Here is a 23,847-nt window from a genome sequence, read left to right as displayed (position 1 = left end):
GTGCACGTGGAGGGGGGCGCCCCTCAGGTTTCGGGGCGCCCCCCTCTACGTACGGCCCAGACCTGTCCCTGTATGCCTTCGTCGTACGCCCTCGTCCGTCCTCAGCCCTTGGTGGTGCACTTCGGCAGGTCGGCGGTCTTGCCGGAGCTGATGTCCTTGAGGGCGTTCATCGCGTCGTCGATGGTGTTGACCTTGACGAGGGTGAGGCCCCCGGGGGTGTCCTTGGCGGCGGCCGCGCAGTTGTCCTTGGGCGTCAGGAAGTACTGGGCGCCCTTCTCGCGGGCGCCGATCGTCTTCAGCTCGATGCCGCCGATCGGGCCGACGGTGCCGTTGTCGTCGATGGTGCCGGTGCCGGCCACGAACTTGCCGCCGGTGAGGTTGCCCGGGGTCAGCTTGTCCACGATGCCGAGCGAGAACATCAGCCCGGCGCTCGGGCCGCCGACGTCGGCGAGCTTGATGTCGATGCTGAACGGGAACGTGTGGTCGGTGCCGGCCGAGATGCCGACGATGGCGCGGGACGCACCGCTGTCGGTGGACTTCGCCGTGGTGATGGTGACGTCCGTGGTCGTGGTGGCCGTCTTGCCGGCCTTCGCGGCGGCGGCCTGCTCCTTGGCGGGCACGACGGTGAAGACGACCTTCTCGCCGGGCTTGTGCTTGGTGACCAGCTTGGCGACGTCGTCGGGCGCCTTGACGGCCGTACCGTCGACGCTCTTGATGACATCACCGGCGTGCAGCCGCCCCTCGGCCGGGGAGTCCTTGACGACGGTGGAGACGATCACCCAGGACTTCACCGGGATGCCCAGTTCCTTCAGAGCGGCCACCTTGGCGCTCTCCTGGGACTGGCTGAACTCCTCGGCGTTCTCCTGCGTCGACTGCTGCTCGGTCTTGCCGTCCGGATAAAGCGTGTCGTGCGGCACGACCTTATTGTCATGCGCAAGCCACCCGTAAACGGCCTCTACAAGGTTCATCTTGTAGTCGGCGCTGGTGACCCGGACGGTGGTCATGTTGAGATGCCCGGTGGTCGGATACGTCTTGTGCCCGGAGATCTGCAGCACCGGCTCGCCGTCGTGCTGGCCCAGCGTGTTCACCGTCGGCCCCGGTGACATCTCCGCGTACGGCACATTGATGAACACTCCCGCGCACAGGAGCGCGATCAGGATCAGGGTGGAGGCGAGCATCGTCGCGGTGCGGCGTGGCATGCCACGACAGTACGGGACGGCGCTGTCAGCGCACCGTCGGGGCCGCCCGTACGGGGCCCGGACGCCGTGGGCGGCGCGGCCTCAGACCGCGTCGGAGTGCGGCTTCTCCCCGGCCCCGGGCTGCACCATGACGGCCTCGGGCTGCACCATGACGGCCTCGGACCGCTCCATGGCGGCACGGAAGCGCGCGTAGCCCTCGAGCTCGGCACCGTCTCCCGCGGTCTTGCGGTTCCGGCCGGCCCAACTGCCCCACAGTCCGGCACCGATCGCAGCCAAAAGCGGAATCAGCAACCAGGCGAGCGACGCCATGCCGACCTCCCAACCCTATAAGCGACCGCAACTGACTGATCAGCAGATTAGCCATCCGTCCTGTTAACGCTCACGCCAGGGGGTCGGTTACGCAACCGGAGCCCAGGTGAGAAATTGGCGAGGCCGGGCTCTCCCGCCGGGCCGGCTCCTCAACAGGCTCCGACCCACTCCTCCGTACCGTCGGAGAACTTCTGGTGCTTCCAGATGGGCACTTCGTGCTTGAGATCGTCGATCAGCCTGCGACACGCCTCGAAGGCCTCACCACGGTGCGGACACGACACGGCGACGACGACCGCGAGATCACCGACGGCCAGGTCACCGACGCGGTGCACGGCGGCCAGCGCCCGCACCGGATACTCGGCGACGACCTTCTCGGCGATCCGCCGCATCTCCGCCTCCGCACTGGGATGGCACGAATACCCCAGCCCGTCGACGTCGACGCCCCCATCATGATTGCGCACGGTCCCCACGAACAGCGCGGTCCCTCCGGCGGCGTCGTCCCCGACCGCCCGGAAGACCTCGTCCAGGGAGAGCGGTTCGTCCCGGATCGCCAGCAGCCGAATCGGATCCTGCGCGCCCTGCTCACCGGGGTGGTCAAAGGTAGGTGCCATACGCCCATCGTGCCGCACCCCACCGACCCCACGAAATACGCCCTTCACCCGGCACGCACGCGTGAACCTTTGAAGCGTCCTGGAGAGCGCGTCCCCCGCTCAGCCCGTCCGGCGTTTGAGGACGAGGCCGTTCAAGGCCGATCCGGCCGATCGGGCCGATCGGGGGGTCTGGGGACGCCCACTGGACCCCAGCCACCCGCACCCGTGACACCCGAATGGCACCCGGCCACAGCCTCAGATCCGCCGCCGGGCCTTCCGAGCCCGCCGGACCAACGCAGCCGTACCCAGAAGGGCAACCGTCGCCCCCGCGGCCCCCGCAGCCGTCGCATCCTTCCGCCCCAGCCGCCGCCCAGCCACGGTGTGCCGCCCGGCAACCTCCTCCAGCAGCTCCGCGAGAACCTCCTCGTTGGTCCACTGCGGCCGCCACCCGGCGTCATGGAGCCGGCTCCCGCTCACCACCCAGGGGTACATCGTGTATGCCAGATCCCCGGCAGGCGAAGGAGTGAGCCCAATCCGGTGAAGTCGCGCGGCAGCCCCCAGCGCGACGGCGGACGGCAACTCCATCCGCCGAATCCCGCTCAGCTCCTCGACCTCCTCCTGCTCCAGCCATCCGTCACACCCGACAGCCAGCTCCCCCTCCACCTTCTCCAGGACGGCGTACTCCAGAGCACTGCACAGGTCCTCGACGTGACAGAACTGCCAAGCAGGCCGGGACCCGGCCACCACAAGCAGCCGAGGAGACTCGAAGTACCTGGTCAGCGCGGTATCAGTACCACCGCCGACCAACACCCCCGGGCGTACGACCGTGACATTGAGCCCCGGGTGCGCTCGCGGCGCCCGCCGAGCGAGCCGCTCGATCTCAAGCAGGTCACCGACCCCCGTGGCCTCGGCGGTCGCCCGCAATTCGGCGTCTTCGGAGAGGGGCAGTTCGTTGTCGGGCAGAGCTCCGTAGACCATCGCGGAGGTGCAGAGCACGACCCGGTGCACCCCGACCGCGGCGGCCGCCGTGAGCACGGTCTGCGTCCCCCGGACGTTGTACGCCGTGCGCGCCGCCGCGTCCGTCTCCAGGTCGAGGTCGAGCGCGAGGTGCACCACGACGTCCGCGCCGCGCAGCTTCTCGGCGATCGCCGGGTCCCGGACGTCGAGGATGTGCCACTGGACGCCCGCGCACTCGCCACGGCGCTCGTCGATGGCGATGACCTGCTTGATCTCCTCGCTGGCGGCCAGCCGCTCGGCGAGCATCGCGCCCACGCCGGACGCGGCGCCGGTGACCGCGACGACGGGCCCGCGCAAGGGCGGGCTGGTTGAGTGGTTTCGCGCTGCGCGAACCTGTGGATCTGGGGAACTCACCGGGCGTCTCCAGCGGTTGTCTTCAGTAACGGACGCGCGTTACGCGTACGTACCAGGTGGCATCCATCCTGCCGCAGGCGAAGAGTCGGCGAAGCACCGAGGCCCGATCGGGCTCGGGTGTCTACGCTGGGTGGTGTTGTCGGGCAGCCGCCGTCGGAACGAACCGGCGGCCTTACCAGCCGAGGAATCCCGTGAGTGACACCCCATTCGGATTCGGCCTTCCGCCGGAGGAGCCGGAGAACGGCGACGAGGGCAAGAAGAAGGACCAGCAGAGCGGCGGTGGTCAGGGCCCGTTCGGTTTCGGGCTGCCCGGAGCCGGCGGCCCCGGCGCCGACAATCCGCTCGCAGCGATGTTCGGTTCCATGAACCCCAACGATCTGGGTGCCGCGTTCCAGCAGCTGGGCCAGATGCTCTCGTACGAGGGCGGCCCGGTGAACTGGGACATGGCCAAGCAGATCGCCCGCCAGACGGTCTCCCAGGGCGCTTCCGACGGCTCCAAGGACGCGAGTGTCGGCCCCGCGGAGCGCACCGCGGTCCAGGAGGCCGTGCGCCTGGCCGACCTGTGGCTGGACGACGCGACGTCCCTGCCGTCCGGCGCCGGTTCCGCCGTGGCCTGGAGCCGCGCGGAGTGGGTCGAGGCGACCCTGCCGGTGTGGAAAGAGCTCGTCGACCCGGTCGCCGAGCGGGTCGGCGCGGCCATGGGCGACGTCCTGCCGGAGGAGATGCAGGCCATGGCGGGCCCGCTCATCGGCATGATGCGCTCCATGGGCGGCGCCATGTTCGGTACGCAGATCGGGCAGGCCGTCGGCGTGCTCGCGGGCGAGGTCGTCGGCTCCACCGACATCGGCCTGCCGCTCGGCCCGGCCGGCAGGGCCGCGCTGCTACCGCTGAACATCGAGTCGTTCGGCAAGGACCTGGGCATCCCCCAGGAGGAGGTGCGGCTCTACCTGGCCCTTCGCGAGGCCGCCCACCAGCGCCTCTTCGCGCATGTGCCGTGGCTGCGCTCGCACCTGTTCGGTGCGGTCGAGGGCTACGCGCGCGGGATCAAGGTCGACACGGCCAAGCTGGAGGACGTGGTCGGCCAGCTCGACCCGCAGAACCCGGAGCAGCTGCAGGACGCCCTCCAGCAGGGCATGTTCCAGCCGGAGGACACGCCCGAGCAGAAGGCCGCGCTGGCCCGTCTGGAGACGGCGCTCGCGCTCGTCGAGGGCTGGGTGGACGCGGTCGTGCACGCGGCCGCGAAGCCGCGCCTGGGATCCGCGGACGCGCTGCGCGAGACGCTGCGCCGCCGACGCGCCACCGGCGGTCCCGCCGAGCAGACCTTCGCCACGCTGATCGGCCTGGAGCTGCGCCCGCGCCGGCTGCGGGACGCCTCGCGCCTGTGGGCGTCGCTCACCGACGCGCGCGGTGTCGACGGCCGCGACGGCCTGTGGGCCCACCCGGACATGCTGCCCACGGCGTCCGACCTGGACGACCCGGACGGCTTTGTGCACCGTGAGCAGCTGGACTTCTCCGAGCTCGACAAGATGCTCGGCGAGGCGGCGAGCGGTTCCGCCGAGAAGCCGAACCTGAAGAAGGACGACGACGACTCCGACGACTCCAAGGACGACGGCGCCGAGTGAGCCTGTACGACGACACGGTCCTCGTACTGAAGAAGTACGAGGACCAGGAAGAACTGCGCCAGACGTATCTGGACCACCTGTCCGAGCACCCCGACGGCATGTGGAAGTCGTGCACGGCGGGGCACGTCACGGCGAGCGCGCTGGTCATCGACCCGGCGCGCGGCCGGGTCCTGCTGACCCTGCACCGCAAGCTGCGGATGTGGCTGCAGATGGGCGGCCACTGCGAGCCGGGCGACGTGACGCTGGCGGCGGCCGCGCTGCGCGAGGCGACCGAGGAGTCGGGTATCGAGGGTCTGACCCTGCTGCCGGGCGGCCCCGTGACCCTGGACCGGCACGCCATCCCGGCGCCGTGCCACTGGCATCTGGACGTCCAGTACGCCGCGCTGGCCCCGGCCGACGCCGAGGCGGCGATCAGCGACGAGTCCCTGGACCTGCGCTGGTTCGGCTACGAGGAGGTCGCGGACGTGGCGGACGCATCGGTCGTACGCCTGCTGGCGGCAACCCGCGCGAGGCTCTCGGCCTGAGGCATACGTTGGCCTGAGGCATATGTAAGGGGCGACCGCCACGGCGGTCGCCCCTTACATATGCTTCCCGGACCGTCGGCCGGTCGCCCCGTCAGCTCCAGACGTTCCCCTGGTTCTGCGCCCGTGCCCCCTGCTGCCCCATCCCGTACTGGGCGCGCAGCCCCGAGCCGATCTGCGCGTTCTGCGGCGGCAGCAGTTCGCTGGGCTGGACGAGCGCGAAGCCCTGGCCCAGGAAGCTGAGCTCCCAGCCCTCACCGGTGTTGCCCCGGCGCCGCCACACCCCGGAGGAGTGCGTCTGGGCCTGCATCTGGACGCGCAGGCCGGTGGACCAGGCGACGATCGCGTCGGCGTCGCAGTTGACGTACTTGTCGGGCGTGACCTGCATCATCAGGGGCGCCCCGGAGGTCATCAGAGCGACCTTGCCCCGGCCGGTGATGTTGAGCTGGTACTTGCCCGAGCCCGAGATGCCGTACTGGCTGTCCACGGCGATGACCTCGTGGTGCAGTGCGGAGTCCATCGCCAGGACGTAGCTGCTGTCGACGGTCAGCCCGTCCTGATCCACGTCGACCACGTGCACGTGCTGGGCGAGGTTGGCGAGGTAGACCGTCCCCTGCCCGTGGCAGCGCATCAGGTCGAGGCCCTCACCGGTGTACGCACGCGCACGGTGCTGGCTGTTGTTCTGGTACTCGGCGTCGAACTCGACGAGCCCCTGGTAGGCGACCATGGTGCCCTTGCGGGCCAGGATGTCGTCGTGGCCCTCCATGACGACCCGCAGCATCTGCGAGTTCTGCAGGCTGTAGCGCTCCTGGGTCTGCTGCTCGTTGTAGCCGAAAAGCGGGCTCTGCATGATGTCGTGCTCCCCCTCAGCCCCGGATCCGGAGGCGGTCGGTGCTGTCCTCGCTGGGCTGGACGACGACGATGCCCTGCCCGGAGAACGCCATCTGGTAGGCCTCGCCGCTGCCGCGTCCGATCAGCGACTGCGCCTTGAAACTGCGCTTGCCCTTCACCTTGAGGTTCGGGGACCAGGCGACGAGCGCGTCCGGGTCGACGTACGTCTCGTCCTCACCACCGCCGCAGTCGACCACGATCGGCGTGCCGCGGGAGGTCAGCGCGACCCAGCCCTGGCCGGAGATCTTGGTGTTCCACAGGCCCTGCCCGGCGAACTTGGCGAGCCCCTTGACTCGCTCGACGCCCCAGGTGAGGTGCGCGTCGAAGGCGAGCAGGTTGGTGGCGTTGACGGAGATCGCGTCCCCGTTGAGGTTGATCACAACGACGTTCGCCCCGTAGTCGGCAAGGTAGAGCAGGCCGTCACCGTGGCACTTCATGAGGGGCGCGCCCTCACCGGTCATCCAGTCCCGCGCGATCTGGCGTACGGCGGGCGGGTTGGGCTCGTACTGGACGAACCCTTCGTAGGCGACCATCGAGCCCACGCGCGCGAAGAGGTCGTTTCCGGTCTGCATGGCGACCTTCAGCATGTGGTTGCCGTGGTTCTCCATGCGGGCGGTGACAGGTGCCGGGGCAAAGCCCCCGAGTGGCTGGTTCATGACGGGGACCTCAGACCTCGTACGGCTGGACGACGATGAAATTGCCGGGCGCGCCGCGGAACTGGAGGTTCACACTCTCTCCGGTGTCACCGGGGTAGGCGTTGCGGCGCATCCGCACCTGGCTGGAGACGATCACCTGGGAGGCCGCGGACCAGGCGACGACGGCGTTGCAGTCGGCGAAGGTCGTGGGCGTCACCGGCAGCACGACGGGTGCCCCGTGCGTCTTCACGACGATCGTGCCGGTCCCCTGGAACTGCATGGTGAACAGCGCGCCGCCGGGGATGCCGTGTCCCTCGATGCGGCGGACCTCGTGCTGGAGGGACTCGTCGAAGGCGAGCACGCTGTCCGCGGAGACGCAGATCGCGTCACCCTGGAGTTCGATGGGGTGTACGTGGGTGGAGTTCTCGGCGAGGAACACCTGGCCGCGGCCCGAGCAGCGCATCAGCTGCATCTCCTGGCCGGTCGCGTTGCCCACGATCCGTCCCGCGAACCCGGCGCCCTTGTAGCTGAAGTCGACCTTGCCCTGGTAGAGCACCATGCTGCCCTGACGGGCCAGCACGGGCTGGTCACCGATACCGAGGTCGACCCGGATGAGCTTCTTGTTCTGCTGGGTCCACCGCTGGCCGGTGGGCGTCTCCTTGAAGGCCCCCAGCGCGGCCGCCACACCGGCGCCACCCTGCGGGGCGCCCTGGGGAACGCCGTACGGGGCGGGCGTACCGGCCTGGCCCGGATACTGACCGGGCGCCTGGCCCGGGACCTGGCCGTATGGCGGCTGCTGACCGTAGCCGGGGGGCGCGGCCGGGACCTGCTGGCCGTATCCGGGCGGCATGGGTGCCGTCTGGCCGGGCGGCTGCTGGCCGTAGCCCGGCGGTGGACCGGGCGGCCCGGGCGGCTGGACGTACGGCGCGGGGCCCGGCGGCGGCACGGGGCCGCCCGGTGGGGTGTGCAGCGGCGCGACGATGGTCGGCGCGGCGTGTACCGAGGGTGCGGCGGGCGCCGGGGCGGGAGGCTGTGCGAACCCCTGTGCGGCGGACTGCGGCACGGGCGCGGGAGCCGGGGCCGGCGCGGCCGGGGTGCCGAACGCCGGCGGCGCGGTGGCCTGGGCGGGCGGCGCGAAGGCCGGTGCGGCGGCGGCCTGCGGCTGCGGGGCGGCGGGCTGCTCCTCGGCGACCTCACCGCCGAAGTTCTTCAGCAGCGCCTCGAGGCCGCCGTCGAAGCCCTGCCCCACGGCGGCGAACCGCCAGACGTCCTTCAGGTAGAAGTCGCCCAGCATCACGGCACGCTCCGTGGAGAATTCCGCGCCGCTGAACGAGTACCGGGCCACCTCCTCGCCTCCCGCGACGACACGGAGGTACCCGGGGGCGATCTGCGACATCTGCCCGGCACCGTCGATCGTCGCCGTGAACGACAGTTTCTGGATCTGCGCCGGAATCCGGTCGAGCGTGACGCGGAAGGACTCCGTGTCGCCCGACTGGGCGCCGAGGAGCTGGATGGATTCTTCGGGGGTCTTCGGCTGGTTGAAGAAGACGAAGTACCGGTCGTCCGAGAGCCGTTCGTCGGCGTCCAGACCGAAGCAGCTGATGTCGAAGGTCAGTCCGGGGCCGGTGATCTGCACACCTACGTACAGATCGGTGCCCGCGGTGAGGTCACTGATCCTGGCCTTGTGGCCGCGTTGGAATTCCCTGGCCATGCGTAACGACCGTCCCCCATCCCGAATGCGATTGCGTCGCGTCAGGCTAACGGGAAACTCTGGGAGCGGACGCCGCCGGTACAGACCCGGTACACAATCACCCCTCGGCGGGAACGGACCGCCGCCACCCTGCCACTACTCGTCGCGCGCGGCGGGCAGATGGGGCAGCCGGTCGGCCGCGACCACCCCTTCGAGGTAGCCGCGCGCACGCTCCGTCCGCGGATAGGCCTCCAACAGCCGCCAGAAGCGGGGCCCGTGTCCGGGCACCAGAAGGTGCGCGAGTTCGTGGACGAGGACGTAGTCGACGACATACTCGGGCATGCCCTGCAACCGGTGCGAAAGACGGATACTGCCCTCGGCCGGGGTGCACGAGCCCCAGCGCGTGTTCTGATTGGTGACCCAGCGGACCGAGGTAGGCCGGGCCCGGCCGTCGAAGTACTGGTCCGACAGCCGCGCGGCGCGCTCGGTCAGCTCGGCGTCGCCGAGCACCCGTTTGCTCTCCTGGGCGGCCAGCTTGTTGAGCATGACGGTGACCCAGCGCTGTTCCTCCGCCTCGGACATGCGGGCGGGGATGAGCACGACGGTGCGATCGCCCTCGCGGTACGCGGAGACCGTTCTGCGCCGGCGCGCGCTCCTGCGAACCTCGATCGCGCTCGCCCCCGAGCCGCTTGGCGGCAGGCTCGTCGTGCTGCGCTGTGGTTTTCCGGCGCGGTGCAGTGGGTCGGCGGGCACGCCCCGACGTTACCCGCTGCGCACGGGGGAAGTCCCGTCCCCGGACGGTTCGGTGCCGATCCGCACCCCGCGCGCTTGATTCATACGACGAACACCACAGCCTGTGGACAACCTTCCGCACCGTTCCGCCGAGCCGGGCATGCTGGCATTCGAGCGGCGGGACCAGGACGGACCCCGCCGACACACGGGGATGCTCTATGGGTACGGGGGTCGGTCATGCATCCGATGGTGAAGCCCGCGCTGCGGCGCGGCTGGCGGGATCTCAACACCGTGCAGTTCGGGATGGCACCCGCGCACGCGATGGTGCTGGGCCCGGTGGACACGGCGACGGGCAGCTTCCTCGACCTGCTCGACGGCACCCGCGGACTGCCGCTCCTGCGCGACCAAGGACGCGCAATGGGCCTGCCCGACGGACACGTCGACGCACTCGTGGAGCGGTTGGCCCGCTCCGGCCTGCTGGACGACGCGACGGCCGGCGGCCCGGCCGCGGACGCCCTGCGCGAGAAGAAAGCGGTCCTGGACCGGCTGCGGCCCGACCTCGCCGCCCTCTCCCTCCTCGCCCCCGCACCCGGCGACGCGATGAAACACCTGGCGGCTCGACGCTCCCTGCGGGTGCAGGTGCGAGGCGCGGGCCGGGTGGGCGTCGTGCTGGCCTCTCTGCTGGCCGGCGCGGGCGTGGGCGAGGTCGAGGTGCGTGATGTCGGCCGCGTCGAGCCGTGGGACGTGGCACCGGGCGGACTGCCCACGCAGTCCATCGGCGAACGCCGGGAGGAGGCCGCCCGGCGGGCGGTGCGCCGAGCGGCACCGGACCGACCACCCCGGCCCGCCACCGAAGGCGAGGAACTCGGACTCTCTCTGGTGATCATCGCGCCTCGGGACGGCCTGGCCGTGCACGCCCCCGATCCGATCGCCGCCGAGCCCCTGATCACCTCCGGCACACCGCATCTGTACGCGGGAGTCGTGGAAGGAACGGGCGTCGTCGGCCCCCTGGTCCTGCCCGGCGATACCGGCTGCGCCGGCTGCCTGGACCAGGGGCGCATCGACCGTGATCCGACCTGGCCACGCCTGATCGCCCAGTGGCGCTCCGGCTCGTCCCGTCATGTACCGGCGTGCGACCTCGCCTTGGCGACCGGCGTCGCCGGACTGGCCGCGGGACATGCGCTCGCCTTCCTCGACGGACAGCTGCCCTCCACCGCGGGGGCACGCTGGGAGTCCTCGGTACCCGGGCTCGACTGGCATGAGAAGCCGGTGTGGTCACATCCGGCATGTCCGTGCGGTGCCGCGGAGAAAAGTAAGAAGGGGGAGCGCGCTGCCGAGGACGGGGAACCGCACGAGACAATGGCGGGGCAACAGCCGCACGCGGCACGGCTGTCTGGGACTTGGAGGGCGCATGTCTGATCTTCCCCGGAAGGCAGTCACCCGTACTGCCAAACTCGCCGCGCTACCGCTCGGCTTCGCCGGGCGCGCGACCTGGGGGCTGGGCAAGCGGATCGGCGGGAAGTCGGCGGAGATCGTGGGCCGCGAGCTGCAGCAGCGCACGGCCGAGCAACTCTTCAAGGTGCTCGGTGAGCTGAAAGGCGGTGCGATGAAATTTGGGCAGGCCCTGTCCGTCTTCGAATCGGCGCTGCCGGAGGAGGTCGCGGGGCCGTATCGCGCGGCGCTGACGAAACTCCAGGAGGCGGCGCCGCCCATGCCGACGCGCACGGTGCACTCCGCTCTGCGGGAGCGGCTCGGCGAGGACTGGTCCGAGCTGTTCCTGGAGTTCGAGGACAAGCCGTCCGCGGCGGCCTCGATCGGCCAGGTGCACCGGGCGGTTTGGCACGACGGACGCGAGGTCGCCGTCAAGGTGCAGTACCCGGGGGCGGGCGAGGCCCTGCTGTCCGATCTGACGCAGCTCAGTCGTTTCGCCAGACTCCTGGGCCCCCTCATCCCCGGCATGGACATCAAGCCGCTCATCGCGGAACTGCGCGACCGGGTGTCCGAGGAGCTCGACTACGCACTGGAGGCGCAGGCCCAGGAAGCGCATGCCGCCGAGTTCGCGGACGACCCGGATGTCCTCGTACCGGCCGTGGTCCACCAGTGCGACCAGATCCTGGTGACCGAATGGATCGACGGAACACCTCTGTCTGAGGTGATCGCCGACGGCACCCAGGTGCAGCGCGACCGTGCGGGCCAGCTCCTGGCCCGCTTCCTCTTCTCGGGCCCCGCCCGCACCGGCCTGCTGCACGCCGATCCGCACCCGGGCAACTTCCGCCTCCTGCCGGACGAGAAGAGCGGCTGGCGACTGGGCGTCCTGGACTTCGGCACGGTCGACCGGCTCCCGGGCGGTCTGCCCTCGCCGATCGGCGACTCCCTCCGTATGACCCTCGACGGCGAGGCCGAGGCGGTCTACGAACTGCTCCGCGAGGAGGGCTTCGTCAAAGAGTCGATAGAGCTCGAACCCGACGCGGTCCTGGACTACCTCCTGCCGATCATCGAACCGGCCCAGGCCGACGAGTTCACCTTCACCCGCGGCTGGATGCGCAGCCAGGCCGCCCGGATCGCCGACCCCCGCTCCCCCGCCCACCAGTTGGGCAGGCAGCTCAACCTGCCACCGTCCTACCTCCTCATACACCGCGTGACCTTGAGCACCATCGGCGTCCTGTGCCAGCTGGGCGCGACGGTCCGCCTGCGCGACGAACTGGAGGAGTGGCTGCCGGGGTTCGTGCCAGGAGAAGACCCGACGGAAGAGCTGCTGAACGAGGAGGGATCAGCAGCCGAAGCGTGACTTGGGCTGCCTTCGGGCGGGACGCCGGGGAGCGTGGCGGGGTGCCTGATCTGCTGTGGGCTGATGTCAAGTACTTCTTCGACCCTGACGAGATGGGGTCGCTGCCGGACATGCGTGTCCCTGATGCCTCGGTGGAGGACTGGCAGGCGGTCCTCGATCTGTTCAGCGCGAGCGGCTGGACGTGCCAGTACTCCGAGGGCGGTGCCGTGATGCCGCTGCCTCGTGCCGAGGCAGTGCTTTCCCGCCCGGCTGACGCCGAGTACCCGGAGCTGCGGGTCTGGCCGGTTGCCGATGTACTGGCGATCTTCCGCTTCCATGCTGCCGGCGAGATCGACTTCGATGTTGATCTGCGGGAGCTGCAAGGTCAGGAGCGGCTGGATGTGTTCTGTGGTTTTCTGCGGGCGATCGGACAGCGGCTGGGTAAGCCGGTGCTGATGGATCCAGAGGGCCATCACGGGCATCCGGTGCTCGGGTTCCATGTCGCGGGGGACCGTGTCGTGCTGCTGGCCGAGCCTCCGGTCACGTGATCGCTGTTGTGGACGTGAGCAGCCGGGACGGCGGTGAGCGATCCGGCTGGGCCGGGCGTTCGACCCGGGGCGTGGCCTACCACCAGGCCGAGTCCAGCCGCCCCTCGATCGCCCTGAGGTTGCTGCGGGCGCAGCTGTCGCAGAAGTAGTGGCGGGTGCCGTTCTCCATGGAGCAGGTCCAGGTCGGCTGGGGGCCGTCAGCCAGGGTGCCGCAGCGGGCGCACACGATGTACTGGGCCGCGGCCGCATCGGGCCGCTGCGTAGAGCCGGTGGTGTCGCTGTCCCCGGGAAGACTCGTCACTCGGCGACGATAACGCCGTTGTCGGCGGTTCGCCCGGCGCAACGCACCGCGGGGGCCGGCCCGAACGGACCGACCCCCGCGAGGAATCACTGCCTGGTACTGCTGCGACTGCCTTCGGCTACTGCATGACCGCCATGGCCAGCGCGCGCCGGGCGCGCATCGAGGCGCGCTCGGCCCGACGCTGCATCCGGCGGGCAGAGGCCAGGCGCACGGCCTGGCGTTCCCGCTCGGCCTCGTGCAGTCGCTCGTGCATATGCGCACGAGCCAGGGCTTCTGGGATGAGTTGCATCTCTCGGGTCCTGTTCTGGCGCGAGTCGTTCGCGCCGGTGGTGGTGAAGTCTGGGATGGCGGAGCCTGCGGGCTCGCTGGTGGACGGCTTCATCGGGGCCTGTTTCTTGGGGTCGTGCGTCAGGGGGCGATCGATCGTTCCTACGGTGTTCATGCCGCAACCGGGTTCTTGCGCGGGCGGCCACGGGGCCGCTTGCGGGCCACGACGACACCCTGGACGAAGAGCTCGCCGCCCCAGACGCCCCAGGGCTCACGCCGCTCCTTGGCGCCGGCGAGGCAGGCCTCGATCAGCGGGCAGGTGCGGCAGAGGGACTTGGCGTACTCGACATCGGCCGGCGACTCGGCGAAGAAGACTTCCGGGTCGTAGGAGCGGCAGGGGACGGGTACGCCGAGGTTCTCGATGGCGTCGTCGAGCGCGGTGAGCGCAGTGAGCGGGATCAAGGTGGAGTCCTCCGTGAGGCCGGGCGGGGGGATCGTTTCGGAAGGCGGTACGGACGGGGCGTGCGCTTCGAGTTGCACGGTTCGTCTTCCTCGTCTGGTCGTGCCGGCCGGGTTGGCCGGTTGGCGGCTGGTACCGGGTTCTTTTCTTGTCCCGAGGCCCCTTCGCTCTGCCATCCCCGTTCGGGGACAAACAGAAGGGCCGCGGATCCCGGGTGGGGTTCCGCGGCCCTGAAGGCGCCGGCCTGATCGAGGATCAGGCTGGATCACTCCAGGGTTCAGGCCCACGGAAGGCCCACATCGTGTGGTGCTGCGTCGTCTGCTTCTGGGATCCGGCACCGGCTGCCGCAATGGCATAGGCCTGAGCCTCTGCCACTACTGCTGCTTCCAGTGCCTTCATCGGTCGCTCATTGCGCTCACGGATGGGAAGACCCGCGAGAGACACGGAGGACGCCGGCCGGACGGCAGGGATGCCGGACAGACCGGTGCCCGGGTTCGAGACGCCGAGCGTGCACAGGGAGACGACAGAGCGATCGGTCATTTTGACGGTGCTGATGGAGCTGGTGCTGATGCTGATGCTGATCACTGGAATCGCCTCCTCTCGGCGTCTTGAGGGGACCGGGGTGAGCCAGTCCGACGGTTATTAAGTACAGCACGGAACCAGGGCCTTGGAGAAGGCCGCTGCTGCCGTGGTTAAGAACCTATGGGGATTGCTGGGGCATGCGCAAACTATTTTTTCGACGAGTTTGCGTCAGTCGCTTTCGCCATCTCCTCCAGGCTCTTGACCTGCACAGATGGCCAGAACATCGACTCCGAACCGGTTGAGCTTGCGCATGCCGACCCCGGGGATCCGCGCCAGCTCGCCCTCGTCGTCCGGCACGGTCTCCGCGATCGCCATGAGTGTCTTGTCGGTGAAGACGCAGAACGCGGGCTGGCCGCTGCGCTGCGCCTGTACCGCCCGCCACTCGCGCAGTCGCTCATAGAGGCCTTCGTCCATGTCGGAGGGGCAGTCCTCACAACGCATCAGTTTCATCTCGCCGGCGTCGGTCAGGGTGCGGCCGCAGATCCGGCAGCGGGCCGGGGTCCGGCTCGTCCGCCGGACGACGGTGCCGCCGCTGCTCCCGATGCCGCGCTCGATGCCTCCTGGGCCGCCGCCGCTGCTGCGGCCCGCGGTCGCGACGGAACCTGGGCGCAGTCCGTCGAGGAAGCGGCTGGGCCGGCGGTTGGGTCTGCCGCCGGGTGAGCGGGACAGGGACCAGGAGACGAAGAGGTGTTCCCTGGCGCGAGTGACTCCGACGTAGAGGAGGCGGCGTTCCTCCTCGATCTGCTCGTCGGTCTTTGCGTAGGTGATCGGCATCATGCCCTCGGCGACGCCGACCAGGAAGACGACGTCCCACTCCAGTCCCTTGGCGGAGTGCAGGGAGGCGAGGGTGACTCCTTGGACGGTCGGGGCGTGCTGGGCGCTCGCGCGCTCGTCGAGCTCCGCCACCAGGTCCCCGAGGGTGGCGCCCTGTTGGGCGGCGGCGAAGTCCTGGGCGAGGTGAACGAGGGCGGCGAGTGATTCCCAGCGCTCCCTGACCGCGCCGGAGCCGGCCGGGGGTGTGCTGGTCCAGCCTTCGCCGGACAGCACCGCGCGGACCTGGGAGGGCAGGTCGACGGCGTCGTCGAGGAGGGAGTCGTTGGCGCCGAAGCGGGCGGCTGCGCGCAGGGCGGCACCGGCTTTGCGCACCTCGGGGCGGTCGAAGAACCGTTCGGCGCCGCGCAGCTGGTAGGGCACTCCGGCGTCGGCGAGGGCCTGTTCGTAGATCTCGGACTGGGAGTTGGTGCGGAAGAGGATCGCGATTTCGCCCGCGGGGATGCCGGAGGCGATGAGGTCGCGGATTCGGCGGGCGGCGCCTTCGGCCTCGGCGGGTTCGTCCGTGTATTCGGCGTAGACGGGCTCGGGGCCCGGGGCGCGCTGGGAGATCAGCTCCAGGCGGTGGTCGGCGGCCCGGCCGCGGGCCTGGGCGAGCAGGCCGTTGGCGAGATGCACGACTTGGGGTGAGGAGCGGTAGTCGCGGACGAGCTTGACGACGGTGGCTGCGGGGTGGCGGGTGCGGAAGTCGAGAAGGTGGTCGGGAGTTGCACCGGTGAATGAATAGATCGTCTGGCTGGCGTCGCCGACGACGCAGAGGCTGTCGCGCTCGCCGAGCCACAGTTCGAGGAGGCGCTGTTGGAGGGGGCTGACGTCCTGGTACTCGTCGACCACGAAGTGCTGGTACTGGGAGCGGACCTGTTCGGCGATGTCGTGCCGGTCCTGGAGGATGGCGACGGTCAGCAGCAGGACGTCTTCGAAGTCGATGACCGCGCGGTCGCGCTTGAGGTCCTCGTAGGTGGCGTAGAGCTGGGCGATCTCGGCCGGGTTGCGGGGGGATTCACGGCCTGCCTTGGCGGCGGCTGCCGCGTAGTCGGTGGGGATGGTCTGAGTGACCTTGGACCATTCGATCTCGGCGGTGACGTCGCGCAGTTCGCCCCGGTCGAGGCGGATGCGGCAGGCCGCGGCCGCGTCGGCGACGAGCTGTATCTTGCGGTCGACGAGCCGGGGCAGGCTGCCGCCGACTGCTTTCGGCCAGAAGTACTGGAGTTGGCGCAGTGCGGCGGAGTGGAAGGTGCGGGCCTGGACTCCGCCGGCGCCGAGCTGGCGGAGGCGGCCGCGCATCTCGCCGGCGGCTCGGTTGGTGAAGGTGACGGCGAGCACACTGGAGGGCTGGAGGATCCCGGCTCGCACGCCGTAGGCGATGCGGTGGGTGATCGCTCGCGTCTTGCCCGTGCCGGCGCCTGCCAGCACGCACACCGGACCGTGCAGGGCGGTGGCGACCGCGCGCTGCTCGGGGTCGAGCCCGTCGAGCACCGCGTCGGCCGTGTCCGGAACCTGCGGGAAGAGGGTGGAGTGCGTTGCTGCTGTCACCCCGCCATGCTGCCAGGTCGCCGGGGACGGATGAGCCGGTTGTCCACAGGGAGACCCTTGCTGTCGTACTAATACGGCAGACGCCGAGGGTGCTCTTGCTCACGCGGCGGCCGCCAGGGGCGCTCGTGTACGGGGCCGGGGTACCCGCGTGCGGGAATGGCGGACCTCTTACATACGTTCCCCCTCTGCGACGACGCACCCCCAGCAGCAGAAGGAGCGCGAAGACATGTCGGGCACTGTGACGATGTACAGCACCACGTGGTGCGGCTACTGCACGCGACTGAAGGGCCAGATGGACCGCGCGGGCATCGCGTACAACGAGATCAACATCGAGCAGGACCCGGAGTCCGCGGCGTTCGTGGAGAAGGCGAATGGCGGAAACCAGACGGTTCCCACCGTTCAGGTAGTTCCCCTCAGTGGAGGTCCTGAGGTCGTGATGACGAACCCCAGCCTTGCCCAGGTGAAGCAGGCGCTCGGCGTCTGACCCGGGAGTAGGCGCACGAGACCCCGCCCAAGAATGACGGACGGGGTCTCGTCTCCGTGCGGCTGCTCAGCAATAGGGCTGCTGGTCGGTCAGTGACGCCGCTACTCGCATGAAGACACCGAAGAGCCGGTAGAGCTGCGGAACAGGCCCGGCCACCTCGACGGTGCGCGAGTCCCGCAGGCTGACTCCGGGAACACTTCGCCGGCGCAGGTCAAGCAGAAGATCGGTGCGTAAGCGGTTCGCCATCGGAGCGCGCCCGAGCGGTTGCTGCGGGCGGTGACAGGGGCGGTCCTTGAGCCTGACTCAAGGACCGCCCCTGTTGTGTGACTTGCGCCACTCGCGCGAATGGTGTGGCGTGCGCCTCGGTCAGGCGGCTGCCGCTCCCGGGCGCGGCAGGGGCTTGCCGTACCAGAGTTCGATCAGGCGGGCCGCGATGGAGATGCCGTACGGGGGCAGTACCTCGCCGGACTCGAAGGCTGTGCGCAGCTCCTCGCGGGAGAACCAGCGGGCCTCGTGGATCTCCTCGCCGTCGACGTTGATCTCGGATGAGGTGGCGCGGGCCATGAAGCCCAGCATGAGGCTGGAGGGGAACGGCCAGGGCTGGCTGGCGACGTATTCGACCTCGCCGACCGTGACGCCCGCCTCCTCGAAGACTTCGCGGCGCACCGACTGCTCGATGGACTCACCGGGTTCCACGAAGCCGGCGAGCGTGGAGAAGCGGCCTTCGGGCCAGTGAACCTGGCGGCCGAGCAGGATGCGGTCGTCGTCGTCCGTGACGGCCATGATCACGGCCGGGTCGGTGCGCGGGTAGTGCTCGGCGCCGCAGGCGGGGCAGCGGCGGATGTGGCCGGCCGCCGCGATCACGGTGCGCTCGCCGCAGCGCGAGCAGAAGCGGTGCAGCCGCTGCCAGTTCTCCAGGGCAACGGCGTGCACCATCAGGCCCGCGTCGCGGGGGGAGAGCAGGAGTCCCGCCTCGCGCAGGCCGGCCGGGCGGGCGGACTGGTCGATGCGGCCGGGCAGTGCGTCCTTCTGGAGTGCGAAATAGCTCACACCGTCGTCGTCCGTGCCCAGGAAGTAGCGGTGCGCCTCGGTGAGCGGGGCTTCGAAGGAGGGGGTCATGACGAGTTCGGTGGTGCCGTCCGCGTTCTCGTCGATGAGTACCTGACCGCCGGAGACCACGAAGGCGCGGGTGGTGGGGTGGCTCCAGGCCGCCGCGAGCCAGGCCTCGTCGAGCCGGTGGTGGGCGGCCCGGTCGATGCCGCTCGGGGCGGTGAGCGAGATGGGACGGTCGGCGGTGCGGTCGGTCCAGGTGGTCACGGGTGCTTCCAACTCCCCCGGTGGAACGGAAATTTCGGCGGGCGGTTCGGCAGGGCGGGTGCGGAGGGCGCTGTTCAGGGTGGGGACGGGCTGTCCGGGCAGGGCGAGGAGGGGCTTTTTCAGTCTGCCTCGCGCCAGTTCTCGGCAAGGTCGCCCCATAGATAGGCGCTGGTTTCGACGCCTTTCAGGAGGAGGTCGAGTTCGACCTTCTCGTTGGGGGCGTGCCAGCCGTCGGAGGGGACGGAGATACCGAGGAAGAGCACGGGGGCGCCGAGGACTTCCTGGAGGTCGGCCGCGGGTCCGGAGCCGCCCTCGCGGGTATAGCGGATCGGCTGTTCGAAGGCGCGGCCCATGGCACGCACGACGGACTGCAGGGCCGGGTGGTCCAGCGGCGTGAGGCAGGGGCGGGTGGCCGCGCCGAATGTGATCTCGTGCCGGATGCCCGCGGGCAGCTGGTCGGCGGCCCAGCCGCGGACGGCCTTCTCGATGTGGTCCGGGTCCTGGCCCGCGACCAGTCGGAAGGAGAGCTTCAGCGTGGCCGAGGACGGGATGATCGTCTTGCTGCCGGGGCCTTGGTAGCCGCCGCCGATGCCGTTGACCTCGGCGGTGGGACGGGCCCAGATGCGCTCCAGGGTGGTGTGTCCGGCCTCTCCCTGGGTGGCTGTCGACTTGGCGGTGCGCAGCCAGCGCTCCTCGTCGAAGGGCAGTTCGGCGAAGAGTTCACGCTCACGGTCGGTGAGTTCGGTCACTCCTTCGTAGAAGCCGGGGACGGCCACGCGTGCGTGCTCGTCGTGCAGGGCGGCGACGAGGCGGGCAGCGGCGGTGGCCGGGTTGGGCACGGCGCCGCCGAAGGAGCCGGAGTGGATGTCCTGCTGCGGCCCGTGCAGCTCGATCTCGCACTCGGCGAGGCCGCGCATGCCGGTGCAGACGGTGGGGGTGTCCTCGGACCACATGCCGGTGTCGGAGACGATCACCGCGTCGGCGGCGAGCCGGTCGGCATGCGTTTCGACGAGGTCGCGGAAGTGCGGGGAGCCTGATTCCTCCTCGCCCTCGATCAGGAGCTTGAGGTTGACGGCCGGTGCGCTGCGTCCGGTGGCGGCGAGGTGGGCGCGGACGCCGAGTGTGTGGAAGAACACTTGGCCCTTGTCGTCGGCGGCACCGCGCGCGTGGAGGCGGTTTCCGCGGATCACCGGCTCGAAGGGGTCGGTGTCCCAGCCGTCCTCGCGGGTGGCCGGCTGTACGTCGTGGTGGCCGTAGACGAGGACTGAGGGGGCCTCGGGGTCCTCGGCGGGCCATTCGGCGAAGACGGCGGGGGCGCCGTCGGTCGCCCAGACCTCCGCGGTCGGGAAGCCGGTCTCCTGCAGCTTGGCGGCGAGCCAGTCGGCGCTACGCCTCACGTCCGCGGCGTGGTCGGGCTGGGCCGACACCGAAGGGATGCGCAGCCACTCGGCGAGGTCGTCGAGGAAGGCCGTGCGGTGGTTCTGGATGTACGTGCGGACGGTGCTGACGGCGTTGTCAACGGGCTTGCTCATGCTTACGAGCCTATCCGCCCACGGAGGCGTGTTCGTCCGGCGGTTCCCCGGGCGACGCTTCCCGTGGGTCTGCTGAGTCTGCGGGGTCTTGTGTGAGCAGCCGTTCCAGTGCGGCACGGTCCGGGAGGTGGTCCGGGCGGACCGTCTCGCCGCTGCGGACGTACAGGAACGCGGCCTTGACGGACTCCAGGGGCACGCCCTGCTGCTCGGCCCAGGCGAGCCGGTACAGCGCGAGCTGGAGGGGGTCGGCGGTGCCGGTCCGGCCGGTCTTCCAGTCGACGATCTCGTACGTCGTGCCGTCGCCGTCCTCCGCGCGGTAGACGGCGTCGACACGGCCCCGGACAACGCGTCCGGCGATGGCGAGCTGGAAGGGGGCCTCGACACGGTGGGGCGTGCGGTGTGCGTAGGGAGTGCGTTCGAAGGCGTCTTTGAGGGCCTCCAGGTCGCGCTCGTCGGCGATCTCGGCGTCGCCGCCGGGCAGCTCCTCCGGTTCCAGCATCGGCAGCCGCAGCTCTTCGAAACGGGACTCCACCCAGGCGTGGAAGCGCGTCCCGCGGCGCGCGGCGGGCTGTGGGGGGCGTGGCATGGGGCGCGCGAGCTCCTGTGCGAAGCCGTCCGGGTCGGCGGCCAGGTGCATGAGCTGCGTCACGGTGAGCGAGGCGGGCAGGGGTACGTCGGTGACGCTCGCGCGGGCGCGCAGGAGCTCTCCGGTCAGCGCATCGAGGTCACGGTCCCAGGAGGCGAGGGTGCGTGCCTCGTCAGGAGTGAGGTGCACCGGCTCCTCGGGGTGCGGACGGGCCTGAGGGGCCGGCGCCTGGTGCGGAACCGTCGGGCGGTCCACAGGGGTGCCGGTCGGTCGGTCCTTCGGACGGTCGGCCGACCAGGAGTCCCAGTCGGAGTCATCCCCGTCGGGGAAGTCCGGGGAATCAGGGAAGTCCGGGGAATCGGGGGAATCGCCCTCCTCGTAGGGCGGCTCGTCGTACGCGGATGCGCCGTCCTCGGGTGGGGGTGGCCAGTCCGGGTCGTCGTACGAGGAGGGGTCGTGGTCGGCCGCGTGCCGGCCCCCCTCGGCTCCTGGGTGGGGCTCCTCGTGGGACGCCACCCGCTCCAGGTGGGCGAGTACGGTCTCGGCGGCCGCGCGGCGCCGGGCCAGTGCCGCGTCGTCGAGCGGGAGCGGCCACGCGTGGTCGGCGGCCGCCGCGTGCAGTGCGGGGTTCTCCTCGTCCTGCACGGGCTCGTCCGCCCAGACCTCGATCTCTCCGTGTCCGGCGGCGCAGTGCTCGTAGAGGGCGTGCAGGAAGTCCGAGGGGCCGCGCGGTTTCTTCTGGGAGGGGCCCCACCAGTGGCCGGAGCCGAGCAGGAGGGAGCGGGGGCGGGTGAAGGTGACGTAGCCGAGGCGGAGCTCTTCGGTGTGCTGGTGGTCCTTCATGGCCTCGTGGAAGGTCTTGATGCCCTTGGCGTCCCAGGTGTCGATGTCGGGGAGCGTGTCGGCGTCTCCGCGCAGCTCGTGCGGGAGGACCTTGCCCTGGGCGGTCCATTTCTCGCGGCCTTGGGTGCTGGGGAAGGTGCCGGTGACGAGGCCGGGGACCACGACGACGTCCCACTCCAGGCCCTTGGACTTGTGCGCGGTGAGCACCTTGACGGTGTTCTCGCCGCCGGGCAGGGCGTTGTCGAGGCCCTTCTCGTACTGGGCGGCGGTGCGCAGGAAGCCGAGGAAGGCCAGCAGGGTGGCCTCGCCGTCGCCCGCGGCGAAGGACGCGGCGACGTCGAGGAAGTTCGACAGGGTCTCGCGGCGGCGGGCGGCCAGCGCGTGCGGGGACGCGGAGAGCTCGACCTCCAGTCCGGTGACGGCGAGTACCCGGTGCAGGACGTCCATCAGGGGGTCGGCGAGCGAGCGGCGCAGGTCGCGCAGTTCGGCGGCGAGCCGCGCGAAGCGCACCCGTGCGTCCGGCGAGAAGGGCAGCCCGTCGTCGTCCCCTTCGGCCTCGATGGGCATCTCCAGGAACGTGTCGAGAGCGTCGGCGAGCGATATCACCTCGGCGGGGTCGACCCCTTCGACGGCCGCGGCGAGGCGGCGGTCCGGGTCGTCGTCGGCTCCCACGCGCACATGGGACACGAGGAGCCGGGCCCGCCGTCCCAGGAGGGCTAGGTCGCGCGGGCCGATCCGCCAGCGCGGGCCGGTGAGCAGCCGGACCAGGGAGGCGTTCGCCCCGGGGTCCTGGAGGACTTCGCAGACGGCGACGAGGTCGGCGACCTCGGGCAGGTGCAGCAGCCCGGAGAGACCCACGACCTCTACGGGGATGTCGCGGGCGACGAGTGCGCCCTGGATCTCGGCGAAGTCGCTCGCCGTGCGGCACAGCACGGCGATCTCGCCGGGCGCCTTTCCGGTGCGTACGAGGTGGGCGATGGAGTCGGCGAGCCAGTCGATCTCCTCGGCGTGGGTGCGCAGCAGCGCGCAGCGGACCTGGCCGTCGTGCTCGGCTCCGGGGGCCGGGCGGAGGGCTTCCACGCCCGCGTGCATGGCGCGCAGGGGCTCCGCGAGGCCGTTGGCGAGGTCGAGGAGGCGGCCGCCGCTGCGGCGGTTCTCGCTGAGCGCCTGGCGGGCCGCGGGGCGGCCGTCGGCGTGCGCGAAGTGTTCGGGAAAGTCGTCGAGGTTGGCGACGGAGGCGCCGCGCCAGCCGTAGATCGCCTGGCAGGGGTCACCGACCGCGGTCACGGGGTGGCCGGTGCCGCCGCCGAAGAGGCCGGCAAGGAGGATGCGCTGGGCCACCGAGGTGTCCTGGTACTCGTCCAGCAGCACCACCCGGAACTCGTCGCGGAGGATCTCGCCGACCTCGGGGCGGGTGCGGGCCAGGGTGGCCGAGAGGGCGATCTGGTCGCCGAAGTCGAGGAGGTCGCGCTCGCGCTTGGCGGCCCGGTAGCGGCCCACCAGCTCGGCGAGTTCTCGCCGGGCCGCGGCCGCCTCGGGGACCTTGCGCAGGTCGGCGTTGGTGAGTTTGGCGCCTTCCAGGAAGCGCAGCAGCTCGGCGTCGTGCGCGCGCAGGTCCTCGGGCCGTACGAGGTGTTCGGAGAGCTCGGAGTCGAGCGTGAGGAGGTCGCCGACGAGGTCCGGGAAGGACCGGGTCAGCGCCGGGTACGGTCCCGGGGCCTCGCGCAGCACGCGTGCGGCGAGCTGGTAGCGGGTGGCGTCGGCGAGCAGGCGGGACGTCGGTTCGAGTCCGATACGCAGTCCGTGGTCGGTCAGCAGACGGCCCGCGAAGGCGTGGTAGGTGGAGATGACCGGCTCGCCCGGCGGGTTGTCGGGGTCGATCACGTCCGGGTCGGTGACACCGGCCTTGATCAGCGCCTTGCGGACGCGCTCGGCGAGTTCGCCCGCCGCCTTGTTGGTGAACGTCAGACCGAGGACCTGCTCGGGGGCAACCTGTCCGGTGCCGACGAGCCACACCACGCGTGCCGCCATCACCGTGGTCTTGCCCGAACCGGCTCCGGCCACGATCACCTGCGGGGCGGGCGGTGCGGTGATGCAGGCCGTCTGCTCCGGGGTGAACGGGATACCGAGGAGCTCTTTGAGCTGCTCGGGGTCGGTGATACGGGCGGGCATGTCGGAGAGGCTAGCGGCGCCCACTGACAGTGGGGGCCACATCGGCCGCCGGGACGGAAGAAGC

General features: G+C 70.6%; 23 protein-coding genes. 6 read left to right on the top strand and 17 right to left on the bottom strand.

Going from position 1 to position 23,847, the window contains the following annotated elements:
- Positions 1-101: 101 nt before the first annotated feature.
- The 4 genes from OG747_RS29145 to OG747_RS29130 all read right to left on the bottom strand — a co-directional run bounded on the left by OG747_RS29145 (position 102) and on the right by OG747_RS29130 (position 3,469).
- Entirely contained in the window at positions 102-1,199 is a 1,098-nt protein-coding gene (locus tag OG747_RS29145) for a PDZ domain-containing protein (protein ID WP_405882350.1), read from the bottom strand.
- Between the two features lie 81 nt (positions 1,200-1,280).
- Positions 1,281-1,508 carry a hypothetical protein gene (locus tag OG747_RS29140; protein WP_405886103.1) on the bottom strand — a complete coding sequence of 76 codons (228 nt, stop codon included), beginning with the start codon at positions 1,506-1,508 and terminating at the stop codon, positions 1,281-1,283.
- Between the two features lie 149 nt (positions 1,509-1,657).
- On the bottom strand, positions 1,658-2,119 hold the full coding sequence (locus OG747_RS29135) for a molybdenum cofactor biosynthesis protein MoaE (RefSeq protein ID WP_405882349.1): 462 nt from the start codon (positions 2,117-2,119) through the stop codon (positions 1,658-1,660).
- A gap of 234 nt (positions 2,120-2,353) precedes the next feature.
- Complete coding sequence (locus tag OG747_RS29130) at positions 2,354-3,469, bottom strand: SDR family oxidoreductase (RefSeq protein WP_405882348.1); 1,116 nt, start codon at positions 3,467-3,469, stop codon at positions 2,354-2,356.
- 191 nt (positions 3,470-3,660) lie between these two features.
- On the opposite strand from OG747_RS29130, the gene OG747_RS29125 reads away from it, so the two are divergent.
- Positions 3,661-5,091 (top strand): zinc-dependent metalloprotease, encoded by a 1,431-nt coding sequence (locus tag OG747_RS29125; protein ID WP_405882347.1) that lies wholly within the window; start codon positions 3,661-3,663, stop codon positions 5,089-5,091.
- Entirely contained in the window at positions 5,088-5,615 is a 528-nt protein-coding gene (locus OG747_RS29120; RefSeq protein ID WP_405882346.1) for an NUDIX hydrolase, read from the top strand. Before OG747_RS29125 ends, OG747_RS29120 begins: the two co-directional genes overlap by 4 nt.
- Positions 5,616-5,706: 91 nt before the next feature.
- On the opposite strand, the gene OG747_RS29115 is transcribed toward OG747_RS29120, so the two are convergent.
- The 4 genes from OG747_RS29115 to OG747_RS29100 form a co-directional block, all read right to left on the bottom strand.
- A complete protein-coding gene (locus tag OG747_RS29115) occupies positions 5,707-6,462 on the bottom strand; it encodes an AIM24 family protein (RefSeq protein ID WP_405882345.1) in 756 nt (251 codons plus the stop codon).
- Positions 6,463-6,478: 16 nt separating this feature from the next.
- The gene (locus OG747_RS29110) at positions 6,479-7,159 is read right to left on the bottom strand and encodes an AIM24 family protein (RefSeq protein WP_405882344.1); all 681 of its coding nucleotides are present in this window, start codon (positions 7,157-7,159) and stop codon (positions 6,479-6,481) included.
- Positions 7,160-7,169: 10 nt separating this feature from the next.
- Entirely contained in the window at positions 7,170-8,849 is a 1,680-nt protein-coding gene (locus OG747_RS29105; RefSeq protein ID WP_405882343.1) for a TerD family protein, read from the bottom strand.
- A gap of 135 nt (positions 8,850-8,984) precedes the next feature.
- A complete protein-coding gene (locus tag OG747_RS29100) occupies positions 8,985-9,581 on the bottom strand; it encodes a M48 family metallopeptidase (RefSeq protein WP_405882342.1) in 597 nt (198 codons plus the stop codon).
- A gap of 216 nt (positions 9,582-9,797) precedes the next feature.
- On the opposite strand from OG747_RS29100, the gene OG747_RS29095 reads away from it, so the two are divergent.
- From OG747_RS29095 to OG747_RS29085, 3 genes are read left to right on the top strand one after another with little or no spacing between them, the layout of a single operon-like run.
- The gene (locus OG747_RS29095; RefSeq protein WP_405882341.1) at positions 9,798-10,979 is read left to right on the top strand and encodes a TOMM precursor leader peptide-binding protein; all 1,182 of its coding nucleotides are present in this window, start codon (positions 9,798-9,800) and stop codon (positions 10,977-10,979) included.
- Entirely contained in the window at positions 10,972-12,348 is a 1,377-nt protein-coding gene (locus OG747_RS29090) for an ABC1 kinase family protein (RefSeq protein ID WP_405882340.1), read from the top strand. Before OG747_RS29095 ends, OG747_RS29090 begins: the two co-directional genes overlap by 8 nt.
- Positions 12,349-12,389: 41 nt before the next feature.
- Positions 12,390-12,875: a hypothetical protein gene (locus tag OG747_RS29085; RefSeq protein ID WP_405882339.1), complete on the top strand. Its 486-nt coding sequence runs from the start codon at positions 12,390-12,392 to the stop codon at positions 12,873-12,875.
- A 76-nt stretch (positions 12,876-12,951) separates the two neighbouring features.
- On the opposite strand, the gene OG747_RS29080 is transcribed toward OG747_RS29085, so the two are convergent.
- The 5 genes from OG747_RS29080 to OG747_RS29060 form a co-directional block, all read right to left on the bottom strand.
- Positions 12,952-13,176 carry a hypothetical protein gene (locus tag OG747_RS29080; RefSeq protein ID WP_405882338.1) on the bottom strand — a complete coding sequence of 75 codons (225 nt, stop codon included), beginning with the start codon at positions 13,174-13,176 and terminating at the stop codon, positions 12,952-12,954.
- A 118-nt stretch (positions 13,177-13,294) separates the two neighbouring features.
- Entirely contained in the window at positions 13,295-13,618 is a 324-nt protein-coding gene (locus OG747_RS29075) for a hypothetical protein (RefSeq protein WP_405882337.1), read from the bottom strand.
- Positions 13,615-13,983, bottom strand: a complete 369-nt coding sequence (locus tag OG747_RS29070; protein ID WP_054228178.1) for a WhiB family transcriptional regulator — start codon at positions 13,981-13,983, stop codon at positions 13,615-13,617. The genes OG747_RS29075 and OG747_RS29070 overlap by 4 nt, the downstream gene beginning before the upstream one ends.
- 175 nt (positions 13,984-14,158) lie before the next feature.
- Entirely contained in the window at positions 14,159-14,443 is a 285-nt protein-coding gene (locus OG747_RS29065) for a hypothetical protein (protein WP_405885729.1), read from the bottom strand.
- 210 nt (positions 14,444-14,653) lie between these two features.
- Positions 14,654-16,849: an ATP-dependent DNA helicase UvrD2 gene (locus OG747_RS29060; RefSeq protein ID WP_405882336.1), complete on the bottom strand. Its 2,196-nt coding sequence runs from the start codon at positions 16,847-16,849 to the stop codon at positions 14,654-14,656.
- A gap of 226 nt (positions 16,850-17,075) precedes the next feature.
- Between OG747_RS29060 and OG747_RS29055 the strand changes: the two genes are divergently transcribed.
- On the top strand, positions 17,076-17,333 hold the full coding sequence (locus tag OG747_RS29055; RefSeq protein ID WP_405882335.1) for a glutaredoxin domain-containing protein: 258 nt from the start codon (positions 17,076-17,078) through the stop codon (positions 17,331-17,333).
- A 66-nt stretch (positions 17,334-17,399) separates the two neighbouring features.
- Here OG747_RS29055 and OG747_RS29050 read toward each other — a convergent pair whose 3' ends face one another.
- The 4 genes from OG747_RS29050 to OG747_RS29035 form a co-directional block, all read right to left on the bottom strand.
- Positions 17,400-17,579, bottom strand: a complete 180-nt coding sequence (locus tag OG747_RS29050; RefSeq protein ID WP_405882334.1) for a hypothetical protein — start codon at positions 17,577-17,579, stop codon at positions 17,400-17,402.
- Between the two features lie 120 nt (positions 17,580-17,699).
- Positions 17,700-18,650, bottom strand: coding sequence for an NAD(+) diphosphatase (gene nudC, locus OG747_RS29045; RefSeq protein WP_405882333.1), 951 nt, complete (start codon positions 18,648-18,650; stop codon positions 17,700-17,702).
- A 119-nt stretch (positions 18,651-18,769) separates the two neighbouring features.
- Positions 18,770-20,182: a dipeptidase gene (locus OG747_RS29040; RefSeq protein WP_405882332.1), complete on the bottom strand. Its 1,413-nt coding sequence runs from the start codon at positions 20,180-20,182 to the stop codon at positions 18,770-18,772.
- A 10-nt stretch (positions 20,183-20,192) separates the two neighbouring features.
- Positions 20,193-23,783 carry a UvrD-helicase domain-containing protein gene (locus tag OG747_RS29035; protein WP_405882331.1) on the bottom strand — a complete coding sequence of 1,197 codons (3,591 nt, stop codon included), beginning with the start codon at positions 23,781-23,783 and terminating at the stop codon, positions 20,193-20,195.
- Positions 23,784-23,847: the final 64 nt, after the last annotated feature.

This window comes from Streptomyces sp. NBC_01384, assembly GCF_045040035.1.
Classification (GTDB): domain Bacteria; phylum Actinomycetota; class Actinomycetes; order Streptomycetales; family Streptomycetaceae; genus Streptomyces.
The sequence above is the reverse complement of the archived record's forward strand: the minus strand, read 5'-3'. Positions and strand labels throughout refer to the sequence as shown.